At 60.5% G+C, this 19826-nt stretch carries 13 protein-coding genes and 1 pseudogene; 9 read left to right on the forward strand and 5 right to left on the reverse strand.

Annotated features, from left to right (window positions below; all coding sequences use genetic code 11):
* The first annotated feature begins 305 nt into the window (after nt 1-305).
* A pseudogene (locus tag RCAS_RS21015) lies at nt 306-850 on the forward strand (Uma2 family endonuclease).
* Here RCAS_RS21015 and RCAS_RS23515 read toward each other — a convergent pair.
* On the reverse strand, nt 772-1281 hold the full coding sequence (locus tag RCAS_RS23515; protein ID WP_012122503.1) for a hypothetical protein: 510 nt from the start codon (nt 1279-1281) through the stop codon (nt 772-774). The pseudogene RCAS_RS21015 and the gene RCAS_RS23515 sit on opposite strands and share 79 nt — an antisense overlap.
* 214 nt (nt 1282-1495) lie before the next feature.
* Between RCAS_RS23515 and RCAS_RS21020 the strand changes: the two genes are divergently transcribed.
* Nucleotides 1496-2296: a cyclase family protein gene (locus RCAS_RS21020; RefSeq protein ID WP_232280086.1), complete on the forward strand. Its 801-nt coding sequence runs from the start codon at nt 1496-1498 to the stop codon at nt 2294-2296.
* Nucleotides 2297-2300: 4 nt separating this feature from the next.
* Here the strand turns inward: RCAS_RS21020 and RCAS_RS21025 are convergent, their stop codons facing one another.
* A complete protein-coding gene (locus tag RCAS_RS21025) occupies nt 2301-2711 on the reverse strand; it encodes a hypothetical protein (RefSeq protein ID WP_012122505.1) in 411 nt (136 codons plus the stop codon).
* A 492-nt stretch (nt 2712-3203) separates the two neighbouring features.
* Here RCAS_RS21025 and nifJ point away from each other — a divergent pair, with 492 nt between their 5' ends.
* From nifJ to RCAS_RS21055, 5 genes are all read left to right on the forward strand, one after another.
* Complete coding sequence (gene nifJ, locus RCAS_RS21030) at nt 3204-6782, forward strand: pyruvate:ferredoxin (flavodoxin) oxidoreductase (protein ID WP_012122506.1); 3579 nt, start codon at nt 3204-3206, stop codon at nt 6780-6782.
* A gap of 689 nt (nt 6783-7471) precedes the next feature.
* Nucleotides 7472-8770: a spinster family MFS transporter gene (locus tag RCAS_RS21035; protein ID WP_157042874.1), complete on the forward strand. Its 1299-nt coding sequence runs from the start codon at nt 7472-7474 to the stop codon at nt 8768-8770.
* Nucleotides 8771-9072: 302 nt separating this feature from the next.
* A complete protein-coding gene (locus RCAS_RS21045; RefSeq protein WP_012122508.1) occupies nt 9073-10524 on the forward strand; it encodes an MATE family efflux transporter in 1452 nt (483 codons plus the stop codon).
* 1581 nt (nt 10525-12105) lie between these two features.
* Nucleotides 12106-12846 carry a cysteine peptidase family C39 domain-containing protein gene (locus tag RCAS_RS21050; RefSeq protein ID WP_012122509.1) on the forward strand — a complete coding sequence of 247 codons (741 nt, stop codon included), beginning with the start codon at nt 12106-12108 and terminating at the stop codon, nt 12844-12846.
* A 394-nt stretch (nt 12847-13240) separates the two neighbouring features.
* Nucleotides 13241-13570, forward strand: coding sequence for an ATP-dependent Clp protease adaptor ClpS (locus RCAS_RS21055; protein WP_012122510.1), 330 nt, complete (start codon nt 13241-13243; stop codon nt 13568-13570).
* A 5-nt stretch (nt 13571-13575) separates the two neighbouring features.
* Here RCAS_RS21055 and RCAS_RS21060 read toward each other — a convergent pair whose 3' ends face one another.
* The 3 genes from RCAS_RS21060 to RCAS_RS21075 form a co-directional block, all read right to left on the reverse strand.
* Nucleotides 13576-14646, reverse strand: a complete 1071-nt coding sequence (locus RCAS_RS21060) for an SPFH domain-containing protein (RefSeq protein ID WP_012122511.1) — start codon at nt 14644-14646, stop codon at nt 13576-13578.
* 297 nt (nt 14647-14943) lie between these two features.
* Nucleotides 14944-15753, reverse strand: coding sequence for an isopentenyl phosphate kinase (locus tag RCAS_RS21065; protein ID WP_012122512.1), 810 nt, complete (start codon nt 15751-15753; stop codon nt 14944-14946).
* A gap of 632 nt (nt 15754-16385) precedes the next feature.
* Nucleotides 16386-17369, reverse strand: coding sequence for a decaprenyl-phosphate phosphoribosyltransferase (locus tag RCAS_RS21075; protein ID WP_012122513.1), 984 nt, complete (start codon nt 17367-17369; stop codon nt 16386-16388).
* Between the two features lie 130 nt (nt 17370-17499).
* On the opposite strand from RCAS_RS21075, the gene RCAS_RS21080 reads away from it, so the two are divergent.
* Both RCAS_RS21080 and RCAS_RS21085 read left to right on the forward strand, forming a co-directional pair.
* Nucleotides 17500-18114 carry an XTP/dITP diphosphatase gene (locus RCAS_RS21080; protein ID WP_012122514.1) on the forward strand — a complete coding sequence of 205 codons (615 nt, stop codon included), beginning with the start codon at nt 17500-17502 and terminating at the stop codon, nt 18112-18114.
* The gene (locus RCAS_RS21085; RefSeq protein ID WP_012122515.1) at nt 18111-19772 is read left to right on the forward strand and encodes a DUF2357 domain-containing protein; all 1662 of its coding nucleotides are present in this window, start codon (nt 18111-18113) and stop codon (nt 19770-19772) included. The genes RCAS_RS21080 and RCAS_RS21085 overlap by 4 nt, the downstream gene beginning before the upstream one ends.
* The last annotated feature ends 54 nt before the right edge of the window (nt 19773-19826 follow it).

Genomic DNA, 19826 nt, shown 5'->3' on the forward strand with positions numbered 1-19826 from the left:
GACGCAACGGTCAACGCACACTGGCAGGCGTGTTGTGGACGCAGACTTCGCCCCGGTATAGCAGCCCCAGCGGGGCTTTCACGTGCGGTGAGCACTGTCGAACCGCGTCCTCAGCGAGGGCTTTAGCCCGCAGCGCCCCGGCAGTGTTGTACGAATGACCGCGCATTCGTATTATGTCTGACCAGCATCCATTGTTGCACGATGAGCACCTGTGCGCAGCCTGATCGCTGTGCCGCGCTGTGCTATACTTCGTGCGCCGGTTTTGGCAATTGCCCGCTCGAGAGGAGCAAGGTCTGGCAATATCTGTGACCCGGCGCCTGGTAACAGCGGATGAGTTGCTCCGCATTCCCACCGATGGGTTCCGGTACGAACTCCTCCTGGGAGAACTGCGCCGTGTGTCGCCTGCCGGATATCAACACGGACGCCTGGTGATGAACGTTGCCACGCTGCTTGATCAGTTTGTCCGCACGCACAGGTTGGGAACAGTGTGTGCTGCGAAGACGGGATTTCTTCTGCATGAAAACCCCGACACCGCGCGTGCAGCCGATGTCGCATTCATTCGCCGTGAACGGACGCTCGATGCGCGGGATGTCACTGGATACTGGCCCGGTGCGCCGATCTCGTGGTGGAGGTGGTGTCACCACACGACCTCTATGCCGACGTGGATGAAAAGGTGACCGACTGGCTTGATACCGGGACGCGCCTGGTCGTTGTCGTCAATCCCCGAAGGCGCACGGTCACGGGGTATCAGGCATCTGTCTATACCATTCTTCATGAGAACGACACGCTAAATGGCGATGAGGTCGTGCCGGGATGGCAGTTGCCAGTGGCTGGCATTTTTGAGGAATAACCGCTACTTGTCCACTGTTCACTGAACCAGGCGATCACCTGATCGATCCAGCGTTGCCATGCCGGGCGACGGCGGTAGTGAATGTCGGGCAAACGCGCGCCATTGATGCCGGCGCCGCGCAGCACCAGGAAGCAGACCCGGTCGCCCTGCTCACACCCTATCCACCCGTGGAAGGTGCGTCCATCGGCGAGCCGCACCTGCACGGCGGCATTGAAAACGCGCAGGTTGACGCTTTCCTCCCACGTTTGTGAGAAAGTGATCTCCCGATACGAGACACCCTGCTGCCGCAGCGCGTATGCGATGGCGTCTTTGTGGGTGCGTATCTCAGGGGAGCGGGCGCTTTGGATGGCAACAGCGAGCATCAGGCACATGAGCACACTCACTGCCATGCCTGCTGCCAGCAGATACCGACGATCCTTCTCTGCCATCATAGGCGCGTCGCGCGATTGACGCCTTTCACCTATCCGATTATACTACACTTTACCGTACTCTTCTTTGCGCCTTCCGACACAAGGTCGCTCTCCAGGACTCCAGATTCCGCCTGCGGGTCTTTGGAGCACGCCCTGTGCGCGCAGGCATCGTCTGGACTCGCATCACGACACGATCAGGAGGTTGAGAATGTGTCCCCCGGAAACGCTCGCCAGCATGCGGTCTCCTGAAATCAGCCGACGCAACCTGCTCAAATTCGGGCTTGGCGCAGCCGCTGCCGCCGCGCTGCCGATCGGTTCGGCGCAAGCGGCGACGGTGCGCCGAACGACGTTTCGGAATGTGCTCGACCTGACTCATGTGCTCGGCACACAGTTTCCGCTTTTTCCCGGAGCGGCGCCGTTCCGCATTCAGCAGGCGGTCTCGCACGATAAAGATGGCTACTATGGGAGTATTTTGACCTACTGGGAGCACTCAGGAACCCACATGGACGCGCCGGTGCATTTTGCGCCGAACGGGTTATTTGTCGATCAGTTGCCGGTAGAAAATCTGGTCGTTCCGGCGGTGGTCATCAATATTACCGAAAAAGTGCGTCGCGATCCCGACTCTGTCGTGACGCCGGACGATATTCGCGCATGGGAGCGACGTTATGGGCGCATCCCCGACAATGCCGCCGTGCTGATGGCAAGCGGTTGGGGCGCGCGAGCCGGTTCGGTCGAGGCGTTCCGCAATACCGACGGCAGCGGCGTGATGCACTTCCCCGGGTTTGGCAAGGAGGCGATCGACTTTCTGCTGACCGAACGGCGCATCTCCGGTATCGGGGTGGATACGTTGAGCCTCGATCATGGTCCATCGACGACGTTTGCCGTCCACTACACGATCCTGCCGACGAACCGGTGGGGATTGGAGAACCTGGCGAATCTGGAAGCGATTCCGCCGAGCGGCGCGACGCTCTTCGTCGGCGCGCCGAAAATTGCGGCAGGCTCTGGCGGACCAACGCGCGTGATGGCCGTCTGGTGACTCATCAGACCACGAATGCGTCGAACTCGGACGCGGTGAGTGCGCCAGTGTGCGGCATCACGATTTCGCGGTAGCGCCGCTCCTCACTGGCAGTGCGCACCAGGTCGTACAGTTCATCACGGCGCTGCGGGTCGTCGAAACTGCGGGCGAGTCGTTCGAGGCGCAGTCGATGCTCTGGCGTGGCGGTTAACCGATACATCGGCTGACCGCCATATTCTGTTTTGCTCAACAGACCGGCATGTGCCAGTTCGTCGAGCGCCTCGGCGATTGCCCAGGGGCTTTCGCGCAACCGCTGCTGTGCGGTAGCGCTGCTCATCCGCAGCCAGGGATATTCGGCGAATAACAGAACGAGTCGCAGCTTCAACAACGAATCGATCTGTCCAGGAGAAATGAGCCCTTGTTCATAGCGCTCCATCGCTCACCTCATTGTGAGAACTCCTGCAAGGCGACACCGCCCTGTCTTCTGGTTGGCGGACATCGTTCGCTCCCGTTCCGCCGCAGTGACGTTAATTGCGGAGACACGTAAGGACTCACCCAGAGCAGTGACCTGCGCATTCCCCCCCACATAAGCGCATATTCCAGATGCATATCACCTGGATTCTGTTTCAGATCGTATCACGGGTTGCTCCGGCAATGGGGCGGAACGTCGCTACATACGGTGAATATTCCACAACGAATATATCTGTCTGGTTGCGTTTCCTGTGTCAATCTCCACGAACTATGGCGAGGAAGCGTCACTCTCTGTTGCGTGTTCTTCACCCCCTGGCTTTCTATCGCGGCGTATACTGTCAAGCGTGCTACACAGCAATGTGCTCCCTTTTGCCATACTCTTGCCAGAGTCGGCTGACGTGACAGCATCCGCCAGGCCGCTTCTTTGGTGCGCTCTCTGGCTTGTGAGGAGGTTATCATGAAACGGAGTTGGGTCACGCTGGAAGGCAATGAGGCTGCCGCCAGCATTGCGTACCGCTTGAGCGAAGTCATTGCGATCTATCCCATCACACCCTCAACGCCCATGGGCGAACTGGCGGATGCCTGGGCTGCCGCCGGAAAGCCCAATCTGTGGGGCACGACGCCGCTAGTCATTGAGATGCAGTCGGAAGGCGGCGCGGCCGGTGCATGCCATGGGGCGTTGCAGCGCGGCGCGCTGACAACGACGTTCACCGCATCGCAGGGGTTGTTGTTGATGATTCCAAATATGTATAAGATCGCCGGGGAACTGACGCCGACGGTCTTTCATATTGCGGCGCGCTCAATTGCGGCGCACGCGCTGTCGATCTTCGGCGATCATCAGGATGTGATGGCAGTGCGGCAGACCGGTTGGGCGCTGCTGGCATCGTCGTCGGTGCAGGAAGCGCACGACCTGGCGCTGGTGGCGCATGCCGCGACGCTGAGGGCGCGGGTGCCGTTCCTTCACTTCTTCGATGGCTTTCGCACGTCGCACGAGATCAATAAGATCGAGCAACTGACGGATGACGACCTGCATGCGATGATCGATCCCTCGTTGATCGAAGCGCATCGCTTGCGAGCGCTCAGCCCTGATCGTCCGGTTATCCGCGGTACGGCGCAGAACCCCGATGTCTACTTCCAGGCGCGCGAGACGGTCAACCCCTTCTACGCCGCCACACCCGGCATCGTCCAGGAGACGATGGAAAAGTTCACGCAGTTGACGGGGCGTGCCTATCATCTGTTCGATTACACCGGCGCGTCGGACGCCGAGCGCGTGATCGTGATCATGGGGTCTGGCGCAGAAACAGCGCGCGAGACGGCAAAGTTTCTGGCAGAGCGCGGCGAGAAGGTCGGCGTGGTGACGGTGCGCCTCTATCGCCCGTTTTCGGTGGCGCACTTCGTGGCGGCATTGCCGACGACAGTGCAGCGCATCGCAGTGCTCGACCGCACGAAGGAGCCTGGGAGCAGCGGTGAGCCGCTCTATCTCGATGTGGTGACGGCAATGGCGGAGAGTGGACGCCATCTGCCGGTGATCGGCGGTCGGTACGGTTTGTCGTCGAAAGAATTCACTCCCGCGATGGCGAAGGCAGTCTTCGACGAACTGGCGAAGGATCAACCGAAGAACCATTTCACTGTGGGCATTGTCGATGATGTGGGATACACCAGCCTGGATTACGATCCTTCGTTCTCAATCGAGTCGCCGCGCACGGTGCGCTGCCTGTTCTACGGTCTTGGCGCGGATGGCACGGTCGGCGCCAACAAGAACTCGATCAAGATCATCGGCGAAGAAACCAATAACTACGCGCAGGGATACTTCGTCTACGACTCGAAGAAATCCGGTTCGATGACCGTCTCACATCTGCGCTTCGGTCCCGAACCCATCCATGCGCCCTATCTGGTTGATCGAGCGAACTTTGTCGCCTGCCATCAGTTCTCGTTCCTGGAGCGCATTGATGTGCTCAAGGCGGCGGAGCCGGGCGCGGTCTTCCTGCTCAACAGCATGTATGGACCGGACGAGGTCTGGTATCATCTGCCGCGTGAAGTGCAGGACGATATTGTGCGCAAACAACTGAAGTTCTACGTGATCGACGGTGACCGGGTGGCGAAAGAGAGCGGCATGGGGCGCCGGGTGAATACCGTGATGCAGACGGCGTTCTTTGCGATCTCCGGGGTTTTGCCGCGTGAGGATGCTATTGCGGAGATCAAGCGCAGCATCAAGAAGACGTATGGTAAGCGCGGCGAGGCAGTGGTGCAGCAGAACTATCGCGCAGTCGATGCCGCCCTTGCACGCCTGTACGAAGTCGATGTTGAGAAGTTCGCCGGGTTCCGCTCACCGAAGACGCGCCGACCGCCGGTGCCCGACCATGCGCCCGACTTCGTCAAAGAGGTGCTTGGTCCGATGATTGCCTACGAAGGCGACTCACTGCCGGTGAGCAAACTGCCGGTCGATGGGACCTTCCCCACCGGCACGGCAGCCTGGGAGAAGCGCACGATTGCGCTGGAGGTGCCGATCTGGGAGCCGGATATTTGCATTCAGTGTGGCAAGTGTGCATATGTTTGCCCGCATGCCGTCATTCGCACCAAAGTGTACGAACCGGCGCTGCTCGAAGGTGCGCCCGAAACCTTCCTCAGCAGTGAGGCGAGATTCAAGGAGTTCCCCGGATACAAGTACACGCTGGCGATTTCTCCCGAAGATTGCACCGGTTGCGGTTTGTGCGTCGAAGTCTGTCCGGCAAAGGATAAGCGGCAGGTAGGGCGCAAGGCGATCAATATGAAGCCGCTGGTCGAGGTGCGTGAGCGTGAAGTGCGCAATTGGGAGTTCTTCCTGACTATCCCCGATATTCCACGCACTGCCATGCATCCGGGTTCGATCAAGAACTCACAGTTGCTCCTGCCACTGTTCGAGTTCTCCGGCGCATGTGCGGGGTGCGGCGAGACACCGTACATCAAACTGTTGACCCAACTGTTCGGCGATCGCCTGTTGATTGCCAATGCAACCGGTTGTTCATCGATCTACGGCGGCAACCTGCCGACGACGCCGTACACGAAGAATGCTGAGGGGCGTGGTCCTGCGTGGAGCAACTCACTCTTCGAGGATAATGCCGAGTTCGGGCTTGGCATGCGTCTGGCGCTCGACCAGCAGATTGCGCACGTGCGTGAACTGCTGCCGCTGTTCGCGCCGGTCGTCGGGCAGGACCTGGTAGACGCGCTGTTGAACGCCGACCAGAGCACCGAGGCGGGGATCGCGGCGCAGCGCGAGCGCGTTGAGTTGCTCAAGCAGCGCCTGCACACGCTCGACCGCAGTCAGTTCCCGGATGTGGTCGAGCGCGAGCACGAACTTCTCAGCCTGGCGGATGTCCTGGTCCGAAAGAGCGTCTGGATCGTCGGCGGCGATGGTTGGGCATACGACATTGGCTATGGCGGGCTCGACCATGTGCTGGCATCGGGGTACAACGTCAATGTATTGGTGCTCGACACTGAGGTGTACTCGAACACCGGCGGGCAGGCGTCGAAAGCGACGCCGATCGGCGCAGTCGCTAAGTTTGCCGCCAAAGGTAAATCGGCGCCGAAGAAGGACCTTGGTCTCATTGCGATGGCATACGGCAACATCTACGTGGCACGGGTGGCGATGGGCGCCGATGATGTGCAGACGCTGCGCGCTTTCATGGAGGCGGAAGCGTATGAAGGACCATCCCTGATCATTGCGTACTCGCACTGCATCGCCCACGGCATCGATATGCGCAAAGGTCTCGAGCAGCAGAAACTGGCGGTTCAGACCGGTTACTGGCCGCTGTACCGCTACAACCCGATGCTGGCAGCCGAAGGGAAGAATCCGTTGATTATCGACTCGAAAGACCCGACGCTGCCGCTTGAGAAGTTTGTCTACAACGAGACACGCTATCGCATGCTGATGCAGAGCGACCCGCATCGCGCGGAGGATCTGCTGCATAAGGCGGAGGCGTCGGTGCGTGCGCGCTGGCAGCATTACAAGGAACTGGCAACGCTCAGCGAGGTGAAGGCGGAGCACGATGGGCATTGAGAAGGGCGAGGCGGGAAGCAAGGAGCGGAGCCAGGCGCGAGAGGTTGAAGGCGGAAGGTAGGGGCGCGCCATTGATGCGTCCGCAGGATGGAGCGGCGCGCTCGCTTGTTGTGTGGTGGGCGCGCTCCGCTTTCCGCTACCCGGCTTCCTGTCGCGTTTGCGCTTTCAGTGGCGCCCGTTCCTCCGCTGCATATCGCACGACGGTTGCACGGTCGTCGCGTGCCTCACCATGCTCGTCGCCGCAGACGACATGATCTCTCTCTATCCCCGGCTCTAAATCGGTAACGGTCGGATCCATTTCCTGCTGTATCGGGTTTAGGGGTGAACCGCGCGCATGAGCCTGGCGGGCATGCATGGCGTTGGGATGCGCCGTTTTCCCCTCACCCCCTGCCCCGCTCCTGCACGCGGGAGCGGGGAGTCCGATCTGCGCGCGGCTGTAACGAGTTTATACAACCTGCCCCGCTCCTGCACGCGGGAGCGGGGAGACCGAAGCCGCGCGCGTGGTCGTTCCGAGGTGGGTGTGCCGGTGTTCGCGCGGGGGTTCGGTCCGCCCGTAAACTGCTGTATCGGGTGGGTGCATCTGATACGTTCCCTCTCCAGGCGATGGTCGAGCGGGGCGCAGCCGCGTCGAACTTGCCTGATATAATGTCTGCAAGACAGGTTTCGCCGTTTTGATGTCCGAGATTGCTATGATGCACACTCCCCGTTCAGGCTACCGCTGGTTCGTGATTGCAGTCTTTTTTTGCTTCATGCTGCTGCACCAGGCGGATAAACTGCTGATCGGACCGCTGACCCCCGCGATTATGGATGAATTCGGCATCACCATGACTCAGATGGGGGCGGTGACGACCGGCGCGCTGGTGGTGGCATCAATCCTCTATCCCATCTGGGGCTACCTGTACGACCGGTTTGCCCGCGCGCGGTTGCTGGCGCTGGCATCGTTCATCTGGGGCGCGACGACCTGGTTGAGTGCAATCGCGCGTACTTACCCGACGTTCCTGGCAGCGCGCGCCTCGACCGGCATTGATGACTCGTCGTACCCCGGCATGTACGCGCTGGTTGCCGATTATTTCGGTCCCAACCTGCGCGGCAAAGTGTATGGGCTGTTGCAGCTGGCGCAGCCAATCGGCTACCTGATCGGCATGGTGTTGGCGTTGATGCTGGCGCCGCAGATCGGATGGCGCACCATATTTTTTTTCACTGGCGGGTTGGGAATTGTGGTCGCGCTCGTCATTTTGTTGGGCGTCCGCGAAATGCCGCGCGGCAAAGCGGAACCAGAGTTCGAGGGAATGACCGAGATGGCGCGCTTCCGTTTCTCGTGGGCGGAGATGCGCGCCGTGCTGGGGAAACGCACGATGTGGTTCGTCTTTCTCCAGGGATTTGCCGGCGTCTTCCCGTGGAATGTCATCACTTACTGGTTCTTCACCTACCTGGCGCGTGAGCGCGGCTACGACGAAAGCAGCATTTTGCTGACCGTTGCGCCCGTCATCCTGATTCTGGCGAGCGGCAGTTTCATCGGTGGGGTATTGGGTGACTGGGCATTCAAACGCACCACGCGCGGACGGATCATCGTGTCGAGCATTGGCGTGCTCATGGGAGCGATTTTCCTGTATCTGGCGATGCAAACGCCGGTCGAAGCGCGCACGACGTTCTTCGTGCTCATGTGCCTGACGGCGCTCTTCATGCCGCTTTCATCACCCAATGTCATTGCTACGGTGTATGATGTGACGGTGCCGGAGGTGCGCAGTACGGCTCAGGCGGTCGAATATTTCATCGAGAACAGCGGTGCGGCGCTGGCGCCGCTTCTGGCGGGCATTATTGCAGATATGTACAACCTGCAAACCGCCATTACGTGGATCTGCGTCACTGCCTGGGCGCTCTGCTTTATGTTCTATCTTGGCGCGTTGCGCTACATTGAGCGCGACCACCATGCTCTGCGCGATGAGATGGGGCGTCGCGCAGCATCCTTCCGGCAGACGATGGCGTAGAAGTAGAGGCGCCCCTGATGGATCCCGCCGGAGAGTAGAGGCGTCTCCATGTGGGCGCCTGCCGGGGGATATGCCGGGCAAAGGGCGCGAGGTGCGCGCGGCAAAGGGGCAGGCGAGAAAATCGTTGAACGTTACACGTCGAACGCAGGCATATGGAGGGGTGTCCCTTTGTGGACGTCCGTAGGATTGCATTTTGAATCCTGCGGGATCATCCATCCGACCCTTGAAGTCATCACCGCAGAGGCGCAGAAGGACACAGAGGGCGCCGTTTGGTTGTTCGCTCTTATCCTCTGGAGAAGTGTGTGACCATCCCAGATATCGTTCCATCAACCGCTGAAACGATTGCGCCCGCCGCACCATCGACGGAAGCGCGTAACGAGACTATTGATCGACCATCGCTGCGTCGCCGGGTGATGGGTCTGGCACTGCCGGCCATTGGTGAAAACCTCCTCCATACCGCGCTTGGCATTGCCGACACTATTCTGGTCGCCGGGATCGGCGTTGTGGCGCTGGCAGGCGTTGGCGCGGCGCTCAATGTACTCTTTATCGTCATGGCGGCGCTCAGTTCGCTGTCGGTCGGCGCGTCGGTGCTGGTGGCGCAGGCGATTGGCGCAAACAATGGCGCGCGGGCGAGTCATGTCGCCGGTCAGGCGCTGATCTGGGGCATTGCGCTATCGCTGCCGATCACGCTTGTCGGGCTGATCTTCGCAGAACCGGTGGTGGCATGGTATGGCATGGCGCCGGATGCTACAGCAGTTGCCGCCGAGTACCTGACGATCAGCGCAGCCGGCATTCCGGTGCTGGCGTTGATGCTGATCGGCGGGAGTGTGCTGCGCGGCGCTGGCGACAGCCGCACGCCGATGGTGATTACGGCGCTGGCAAATGTGCTGAATCTGGTCGCGTCCTGGGTATTGATCTACGGTCACCTGGGCATGCCAGCGCTTGGGGTGGCGGGCAGCGCGTGGGGCACGCTGATCGCGCGCGTTGCAGGCGCGGCGCTCTTCCTGGCGATCTTGCTGCGGATCAGCCCCCGGTTGCGCGTCGGCGGAGCCGGAACCTGGCGACTGCGCTGGGGAACGGCGCGCGAGGTGCTCTGGCTTGGCGCGCCTGCGGCGCTAGAAGAGATTATCATCATTACCTCGTTTGCGGCGCTGACGCCAATTGTTGTCGGGCTTGGCACGGTAGCGCTTGCGGCTCATCGTGTTGCGCTCAACGTTCTCTCACTCTCGTTCATGCCGGGGATCGGCTTCAGCCTGGCGACAACGGCGCTCGTCGGGCAGGCAGTCGGCGCCGGGCGCAGCGATGAAGCGCGCGCTGTGACGAATGTGGCGATGCGCTGGGCGATCCTCTGGATGGGCGGGTTGGGGGCGTCGTTCATCCTGTTCGCGCCGCACATGGTCGGCATATTCAGCAACGACCCGCAGTTGGTTGCCATTGGCGCTGCGGCGGTGCAGGTCGTCGCGCTGGCGCAGCCGCTCTGGGCTGGCACATTTGTCATTGGCGGCGCGCTGCGCGGCATTGGCGACACTCGCACGCCAATGATCATTTCCGGCGTCCTTGGATGGGCAGCGGTTGGCATCGCTTTCCTGCTCGTGTATGTCTGGCCTGCGCTCTGGGCGGTATGGCTGGCGTACATCTTCACCGGGCCGCCGGAGATCGGGGCGTTGTGGCGCGTATGGCGGCGCAAGGTGCGAACGGTGGTAGTAGAGGCAGAAGGCGAGAGGCAAGAGGTGAGAGGATCGACAGAGGCATGAGGCAAGAGGCGAGAGGCGCCCGACAATGGCGTAGCGCGAGATTTATCTCGCATTTGTGGAGAGACGAGCGGTGAGAGGATTGATAGAGGCAAGAGGCGAGAGGCAAGAGGCGAGAGGATCGACAGAGGCAAGAGGCGAGAGGCGCCCGACAATGGCGTAGCGCGAGATTTATCTCGCATTTGTGGAGAGGCAAGCGGTGAGAGGATTGATAGAGGCAAGAGGCGAGAGACAAGAGGCGAGAGGATCGACAGAGGCAAGAGGCGAGAGGCGCCCGACAATGGCGTAGCGCGAGATTTATCTCGCATTTATGGAGAGGCAAGAGGTGAGAGGATCGACAGAGGCAAGAGGCAAGAGGCGAGAGGCGCCCGACAATGGCGTAGCGCGAGATGTATCTCGCATTTATGGAGAGGCAAGCGGTGAGCGGATCGACAGAGGCATGAGGCAAGAGGCGCCCGACAATGGCGTAGCGCGAGATGTATCTCGCATTTATGGAGAGGCAAGCGGTGAGCGGATCGACAGAGGCAAGAGGCGATGGGCAAGAGGTGAGAGGATCGACAGAGGCAAGAGGCGATGGGCAAGCGGTGAAAGAATCGACAGAGGCAAGAGGCGAGAGGCGCCCGACAATGGCGTAGCGCGAGATTTATCTCGCATTTATGGAGAGGCAAGAGGTGAGAGGATTGATAGAGGCAAGAGGCGAGAGGCGCCCGACAATGGCGTAGCGCGAGATTTATCTCGCATTTGTGGAGAGGCAAGCGGTGAGAGGATTGATAGAGGCAAGAGGCGAGAGGCGCCCGACAATGGCGTAGCGCGAGATTTATCTCGCATTTGTGGAGAGGCAAGCGGTGAGAGGATTGATAGAGGCAAGAGGCGAGAGGCGCCTGACAATGGCGTAGCGCGAGATTTATCTCGCATTTGTGGAGAGGCAAGCGGTGAGAGGATTGATAGAGGCAAGAGGCGAGAGACAAGAGGCGAGAGGATCGACAGAGGCAAGAGGCGATGGGCGAGAGGTGAGCGGATCGACAGAGGCATGAGGCAAGAGGCGAGAGGCGCCCGACAATGGCGTAGCGCGAGATTTATCTCGCATTTATGGAGAGGCAAGCGGTGAGAGGATTGATAGAGGCAAGAGGCGATGGGCGAGAGGTGAGCGGATCGACAGAGGCATGAGGCAAGAGGCGAGAGGCGCCCGACAATGGCGTAGCGCGAGATTTATCTCGCATTTGTGGAGAGGCAAGAGGCAAGAGGATTGATAGAGGCAAGAGGCGAGAGGCAAGAGGCGAGAGGATCAATGGAGGCAAGAGGCGATGGGCGAGAGGTGAGCGGATCGACAGAGGCATGAGGCAAGAGGCGAGAGGCGCCCGACAATGGCGTAGCGCGAGATTTATCTCGCATTTATGGAGAGGCAAGCGGTGAGAGGATTGATAGAGGCAAGAGGCGAGAGGCAAGAGGCGAGAGGATCGATGGAGGCAAGAGGCGATGGGCGAGAGGTGAGAGGTGAGAGGATCGACAGAGGCAAGAGGCGATGAGCAAGAGGTGAGAGAATCGACAGTCGTATGACTCCTAACGATACGAGGAGGTACACTCATGTCTTCATTCCCTCCCTACGTTCGCAGCGTCGTGGCGACTGCCGACCCTGCCGCCTGGCCCGTTGTCGGGCAGGGGTTCAACGAGTGCAGTTTCACCTCGCTTGCCAATGCACTCAACCTGTTGCATGGCGAACCACGTTTTACGAAGGACGAGTTCATCCGCGAGGCGGGTCTGTTCTTCCAGCCAGCGCTTGGCGGGACCCTGCCGCCTCTCAAGGCGCTGCAACTGCGGCGACGCGGCTACGGCGCTCACTTTGGCAATTTATCGCATACCAACGCCGAACGAGTGTTGCGTGGACTCATCGATCGCGGGGCGCCGGTGATCGTCGATATGTACCCGGCGCTTCAGATAGGAAGATTGCGCCTGTGGGGACAACACGCGACGGTCCTTGTGGGGTACAGTCTGCCATACCGTGACGCCTCCGGCGCATTGCGGGAAGAGTACTACCTGGTGGACGCGCAATGGCCCGAATTGAGACGCTTTGATCTGACGACCAACGATATTGATCGGGATGGCGATGGTATTCCAGAGTGCTATCCAGGCAACCGCACTCTCGAACGTTACGAGTTCCTGCGTTTATGGAGTTCACGCAACTATTGCCCGGTCTTTCGCACGCCAGCCGAGCACGACGCCTGGTACCGCGAAACGATGCGCCGCGCCGCCGGTCTGCCGCTGGTGGGATGGGTTGGCCAGGGTCTGCTCTTCGGCAGCGACGACCGGTTGAAGGATGAGGCGTGATACCAATGACCTGTGACCATCCGGCATGGTCACCCCGATCAGCGCGAGGGGTCTTGTGTGACCCGCTTCGATTCCTCGCTGCGCTCGGAATGACCAGTCGCTGCGCTCGGAATGACCAGTCGCTGCGCTCGGAATGACCAGTCGCTGCGCTCGGAATGACCAGTCGCTGCGCTCGGAATGACAAGCATGCGGCATCTTCAATCGTAATTTGTGTGAGAAGATCGAGACCCGACGCAGTGATCAGGGCAAATGCATCAAACCTGGTAAGAAATGCTACAGATCGGGAATGTCCCCTGCGGATCGTGCATCTGTATGGTATGATAAAACTTTGAAAAGGGTGCTCTGCTCGAACCCTGTCCGTTGACCGTACTTGAAGCACGTGAGTTGTGGCGCCATGTCTGCTGAAGTTTCGGTTCCGCTCACGACAACCATCCCAACGACTGAATATGTCGTGGTCACCGAAGAAGAACTTGAACGCCCATACCGTGTCATCATCGAAAACGACGATGTCACGCCGATGGACTTTGTGGTTTTGGTGTTGCTGACGATCTTCGAGTTGGGATTCGAGCAATCAGTTGCTATCATGCTTGAAGCGCACCACAACGGACGGGCGCACGTTGTGACGCTTCCCTACGAGGAAGCGCAGCGCCGCGTTTATGAGGCGCACCACGCGGCGCGTGAAGCGGGCTATCCGCTCAGTTTCTACCTTGAGCCGGATGCGTGATCCGGTTATTTCAGCGCCGCACCGCATTCGATGCAGAACTTCGCCCCAGTCGTCACTGCATGTCCACATTGCGGGCATGTCGCCGGTAGGAGCGACGCGCCGCACTCGCTGCAAAACCTGGCGTTCGCAGGCATAGCCGTGTTACAGCGCGGGCATGTCTTCGTTGCCGCCTGTGAGGATGTCGCCGTTATCGGCGCTGGCTGTGGCGGCGATTGTGTCGGCGTCTGCTGCTGAAGAACCTGACCCATGAGCGCCCCAAGGTTCATTCCCGCACCCAGCCCGATGCCTGCGCCGACGGTGCTGTCGCCTCCGGTGCGCGCGGCATCGTGTAGCGCTTCAGCCGCCTTGAAGCGCGTGTAGTCGCCCAATCCGCCAAACGCTGCCACGCCGCCGACCTGATCGAGCCGCCGCTCGAGTTCTTCGGGCACGCTGATGGTGTTGATGTAGAAGCGCGTCAACTGCAAGCCAAGCGCGGCAAAGTCGTCCTTCAACACTTCGTGCGCCATTTCCGAGAGTTCATCATACTCGGTCGCAAGGTCGAGCACCGAGAGTTGACGCTCACGCATGCGCTCGGCAATGACATCAGCAACGCGCGCAATAATCGAACTGCGCAGTTGCTCCTCGACATCCTGGACTGTCAGGCGACCGCGGGTGCCGACCACGGCAGTGAGCAAGCGGCGGGGTTCGGCTACCTGGATGATAAATGTGCCAAACGCCCGCAACCGCACCATGCCGAACTGCGCATCGCGCATCGGGATTGGTTGCGGCGTTCCCCATTTCAGATCGGTGTGCTGGTGCAGGCTGACGAAGTAGACATCGGCGCGGAATGGGCTTTTGCTGCCGAACGGCAGTTTGATGAAGTCGATCAGCAGCGGAATGTTGTTGCTCGTCAACGTGTGCCGCCCCGGAATGAGCATATCGAGGAAACGCCCGTCACGCGCAAAGAAAGCGAGCTGCCCTTCGCGCACAATGCACTGAGAACCGAGACGCAATTCGCCATTGCCGTCCGGCGGAACGCGCGCAACCAGCGTTTTGCCCGTAGGATCGACGAATTCAACAATGTCGAGCAGTGGCATGGGTTGTCTCCTGTGGCGAGGACGTAGATGTCATTCGTTGCCATGTACGCGAAAAGCGAAATGCGGTTGCAGATCGTCTCACCAGTATCTTACCCTGAAATATGGGTTGTGAGGTATGCGATTTGATGGCAATCGTGCAACGACTTTCCTCCAGACCTTGAGGTCGCGCGGCGTTTTTGGAAGAGGACCAGAATCGTTCCTCCAACGACAATCAACAGTGGGAACCTTATCCACAACGCAGACCTCAAGGGTTGAATACGTTCCACCTTCAACGTTCAACGTGACACCTTCCCGCCTTCAACCTGCAACCATCACCGTCCCCTCGACCGTCGCATCCCCAAGCAGGGCGCGATGCAACAACCCTGGCGTCGGACCGATGAAATAGACCTGGAGTGACGGAATTGCCTGCACCAGTCGCCACATCAGTTCGACTTTGCTGCGCATGCCGCCGGTCACATCGACGCCGTGCGAGGCGCCGGTTCCTGCTAGGACATCGGCAACGTTGTGGTGATCAATCCGCGCAATCCGTTCAGCGTTCGGGTTGTTGCGCGGATCGGCGGTATAAACGCCAGACTCGCCAACCAGGACGATGCGGGTGGGTTGAAGCGCGGGCAGCGCTGCCAGGTGCGCCAGCAGTTGCTCGGTCGAGATGATGGCGCTGCCCTGGATGTCATCGAATGCGACATCGCCGTGGATGACGGGGACAAGTCGATGGTGAAGGGCGCGTTCGAGGGCGTCGGTGTTCCAACGTGTCAGTTGCCCGCCGCGCGCTGCCAGTGTGGTCGAAGGTTGAAGCGCCAGCGCCGGAACGCCAGCCGCCAGCAGTTCATCGACCACGATCCGATTCAGTCGCAGCGCCGCAGCAGATGTCAGCGCAAATCCCATCCAGTCGGCATTGGGCGCCAGACCACGGTGGATGCCATATCGCTGCGCGTAGACGTGACCGAATGAACCGCTGCCGTGCCCGACGATGATCCGCATATCCGGCGCTGCATCCAGCGCCTGCCGCAGTTCGCCCGCCAGACGGCGAATGGTCCCGGCGTCTGCACGCTCTTGCTGCGTTTTATCGGTAATGACGGAACCGCCCCACTTGATGAATGTGATCACATTCTCGCCCAGAGCATTCTACAACCACAGAGACACAGAGGTCACAGAGTGACCCGCCTGGCTCAAACCATCCAGAGCATTCTACAACCACAGAGACACAGACGTCACAGAGTGTACCCGCCTGGCTCAAACCGCCCAGAGCATTCTACAACCACAGAGACACAGAGGTCACGGAGTGTACCCGCCTGGCTCAAACCGCCCAGAGCATTCTACAACCACAGAGACACAGAGGTCACGGAGTGTACCCGCCTGGCTCAAACCGCCCAGAGCATTCTACAACCACAGAGACACAGAGGTCACGGAGTGTACCCGCCTGGCTCAAACCGCTTCTTACCCCTCACTCCTTGCCTCTCGCCTCTCGCCTCTCGCTTCTCGCCTCTCGCCTCTCGCTTCTCGCCTCTCGCTTCTCGCCTCTCGCCTCTCGCTTCTCGCCTCTCGCTTCTCGCCTCTCGCCTCTCGCCTCTCGCCTCTCGCCTCTCGCCTCTCGCCTCTCGCCTCTCGCCTCTCGCCTCTCGCCTCTCGCCTCTCGCCTCTCGCTTCTCGCCTCTCGCTTCTCGCCTCTCGCCTCTCGCCTCTCGCCTCTCGCCTCTCGCCTCTCGCCTCTCACCTCTCGCCTCTTGCCTGATGTTCAGTCACGACGCAAACGCCGCCAGGATCGCCACCGAGGTCAGTCCCCACAGCACAATGCATGAGGCAAGCGGCATGTCTCTCAACACGAGATCGGCAGGGCTGCCGCCGCCATCCTGTTTGTAGATCAGATAGAGGTAGCGAAAGATAGCGTAGACGACGAACGGCACCGTGATCATCATCACCGGGAACGGTTCGTGCGGCAATGTTTCGGCAGTTGACGTAAACAGCGTATACGCGATGATTGTGGCGGCAGTGACGATCGACATCATCTGGTCGAGGAGCGGCAGCGAATACTCATCGAGAATACGTCGGTGCGCGCCGGCGCCGTTCTCCAGCAGCACCAGCTCGGCGCGACGCTTTGCCAGACCCAGGAAGAGGGCGAGCAATCCCATGCAGATGAGCAACCAGGGCGTAATGGCAATGTCGATGACCATTGCTCCCGCTACGGCGCGGAGCACAAAACCTGCGGCAATGGTGAAAATATCCATAATCACGACATGCTTAAAGTAGTAGGAATATGCCACTCCCTGGATGATCGCATAGGTAAACAAAGCAGCCGGGAAGTCATAATTGTAGCCAAACCAGGTTGTGCTATCGCCAGGCGGTGCATAACTCAGATCGAGCGCCACGCTGAGCGGCAGCGCGACAACGACCAGCGCCACTGCGGTCAATGCCGCGATGCGTGGGCTGAGCCGCCCCGATGCCAGCGGACGGTTGCGTTTCTTCGGATGCGCCCGGTCTTTTTCCATATCGACCAGATCGTTGAGCAGGTAGATTGCACTGGCAACCATGCAAAAAAGCGCGAATGCGAGAGTTACGGTCAGTACAGCATCCACGTGCATCCACAGTCGCTGCTGGGAAAACACAATCGCAGCGAACACGAACGTGTTCTTGATCCATTCTTTTGGGCGCATGGCGCGCAACAGTTCAATGAGCATGGCGCCGCCGCGCGCGCGTGTCAGTTCGATCTCAGCAATCTGTTCCATTCTTCACGAATCCTCATGCTGGCAAACGCTCCTCGCCATTCTAGTAGAGCGTTTGCCATACGTCAAACGCTTGACATATCGGCGGCTTGCGGCTACTCTGCCAGCAGAACAACCGGAAGCAGGAATTGCTATGCCTCGTTTGCTGATAGCCACAACCAATCCCGGCAAATTGCGGGAGTATGCAGCGATCTTCGCTGATCTGCCGCTTGATCTCTGCACACTGGCGGACCTTGGCATTCAGGATGATGTCGAAGAGACGGGCGCAACCTTTGCCGAGAATGCGCGCATTAAGGCGGAATACTACGCGCAACGCAGCGGGTTGCCGACCCTTGCCGACGACTCTGGGCTGGAAGTGGCGGCGCTCGGCGGCGAACCCGGCGTCCGCTCGGCGCGTTATGCCGGTCCTGAAGCGACCGATGCCGAACGCAACGCCTTCTTGCTGCGTAAACTCGAACATGTGCCTTTCCACGCGCGTTTGGCGCGCTTCGTCTGCGTCATTGCCCTGGCGCTGCCCGGCGGTCCGATCGAGTTTGTCGAGGGGGTCCTCCCCGGTGTGATCGAGTTCGAGCCGAAAGGTCACTACGGTTTCGGGTACGATCCGATCTTTTACGTTCTCGACGAAGATGCGACACTGGCGGAGCTTCCGCCGGAGCGCAAGAATCAGATCAGCCATCGCGCGAATGCTGCGCGCGCTGCGCGTGATGTGTTGCGGCGCTGGCTCGATGAGGGGTGGCCTGGTCCATGACCTTCTCGCTGGACATTGAACTGTCGCTGGCTGAAGATAGCGCTCTGCCGGTCGTGACCGAGCAGCAGCCGGTCGAATTCGTCTGCCTTCCGCCGGGGGAAGCGGCGCTTGTGTTGACCGTCGATGGGATGGCGCTGACGCCATTCCTCCGCCCTGGTGATGCGCGCTGGCGCTGGGTATGGAATCCTGGCGCCAGCGTAGGCACGCACACGCTGCGTCTGACGGTACACATCAACGGCGAGGCGTTTGGCGAATGGCAATGGCGACTATCGGTAGCACCACGCAAAATCGACAGCGAACGATATGTGGCGATCCTTGAGGATGTCGAGCGCGTCGCTCCTCCACTGGTGCGATCCCTGGCAGGCGCTGCCCGCGATGCGCGCCTGGCGGGGCGCAGTGACCTGCCGCGTCTGTGGTTCGACGACGCAACGGTATTGTTTGGTTCGTCATTCGAGCCGTTCGAGCAGACGGTCCGGCGCATTCTGGCGCATCCCCGCAGTCTTCTGCGGCGTGAGGAAGAGCATGTGCCGCTTGGACAGGCGCGCGAACTATCGGTGGCAGCAGTGCAACGCGCGGTGCAGGGCGACGTGGAAGCGGCGCCGTCGGATGCGGCGCCGCAGGTGCAGCGGCTGCTGCGACCGGAAGGCGGCGCGTTGCCGCGCACCATTGTGCAGGATCTCAGCCGCGACACGCATGACACGGCGGAACATCGTCTGCTGAAACGTACCCTGGAACTTCTACGCGGGCGCGCGCGGCGGTGCGCAGATCGGGCGCAGCGCGAAGTCGCCCGTCTCGATGCCGCTGCACCGGCTTCCTCCCGCGCCGCGCGCGCCCGCGCCATTGCCGCGCGCTGCGATCAGTGCGCCCAACGGATCGCCGGTCTGCTGGGTGCGCCATTCTTCGAGCAAGTGACGGCGCTGCGCCATGCCCCGGCGGTCACGCCGTTGATCCGGCGTGATCCCGCGTACCGTCAGGTGTATCGGATGTGGCGGGCGCTGCATCAGGGGGTGGTTGTCGATCCCGGTGCGCCGTTCGATCTGCCGGTTGTTGATCTTCCACTCCTGTACGAACGCTGGTGTGTGTTGCAGGTCGTTCAGGCGCTGCTGAACCTGGGCATCGAGGCGCATTCCTGCTCGCTGCTGCTTCCTCCTTCGGACGATGCCGATGCCTGGTCCTTCAATTTTCGGCGTGATGAGCCACTGTTGGTTGCCACGTGGAGTGGTTGGACGCTGCGACTGCGCTACCAGCCGTGGTATCGTCCGGCGCCGGGTAGTCGCAATGATGAAACGCTCGTCTCACTCGATTGCCACACGCGCATCCCCGACATTGCCATCGAAATGGTTCGGCCCGATCATCCGCCAGGAGTCATTGTGCTGGACGCCAAATATCGCCTCGATGCCGATGGGCGCGGCGTTCCCGCTGACGCTCTGGCAGAGGCGTATGCGTATGCCGGCGCCATCGGCGTTGCCGGCGCTCCCGCTGTTGCTGCCGCGTTCATCCTCTATCCCGGCACAGGCGTTGCTGAACGCTACCCCGGCGGCGCCGGCGCCATCCCGCTGCTCCCCGGCGCCGTCGGGACGCTGGAGGGGGTATTGGCGAGGGAGATGATTCTCAAGTGTGGCACTTTTCAGGAACAAAGGGTGTTTGCCACGTCCTGACGCTTTGTTTATCCTCAGCCTTCTGCCGCATCGTTTTCAGCAATCACCATCACG

It is taken from the genome of Roseiflexus castenholzii DSM 13941 (assembly GCF_000017805.1).
In the GTDB taxonomy this organism is placed as follows: Bacteria; Chloroflexota; Chloroflexia; order Chloroflexales; family Roseiflexaceae; genus Roseiflexus; species Roseiflexus castenholzii.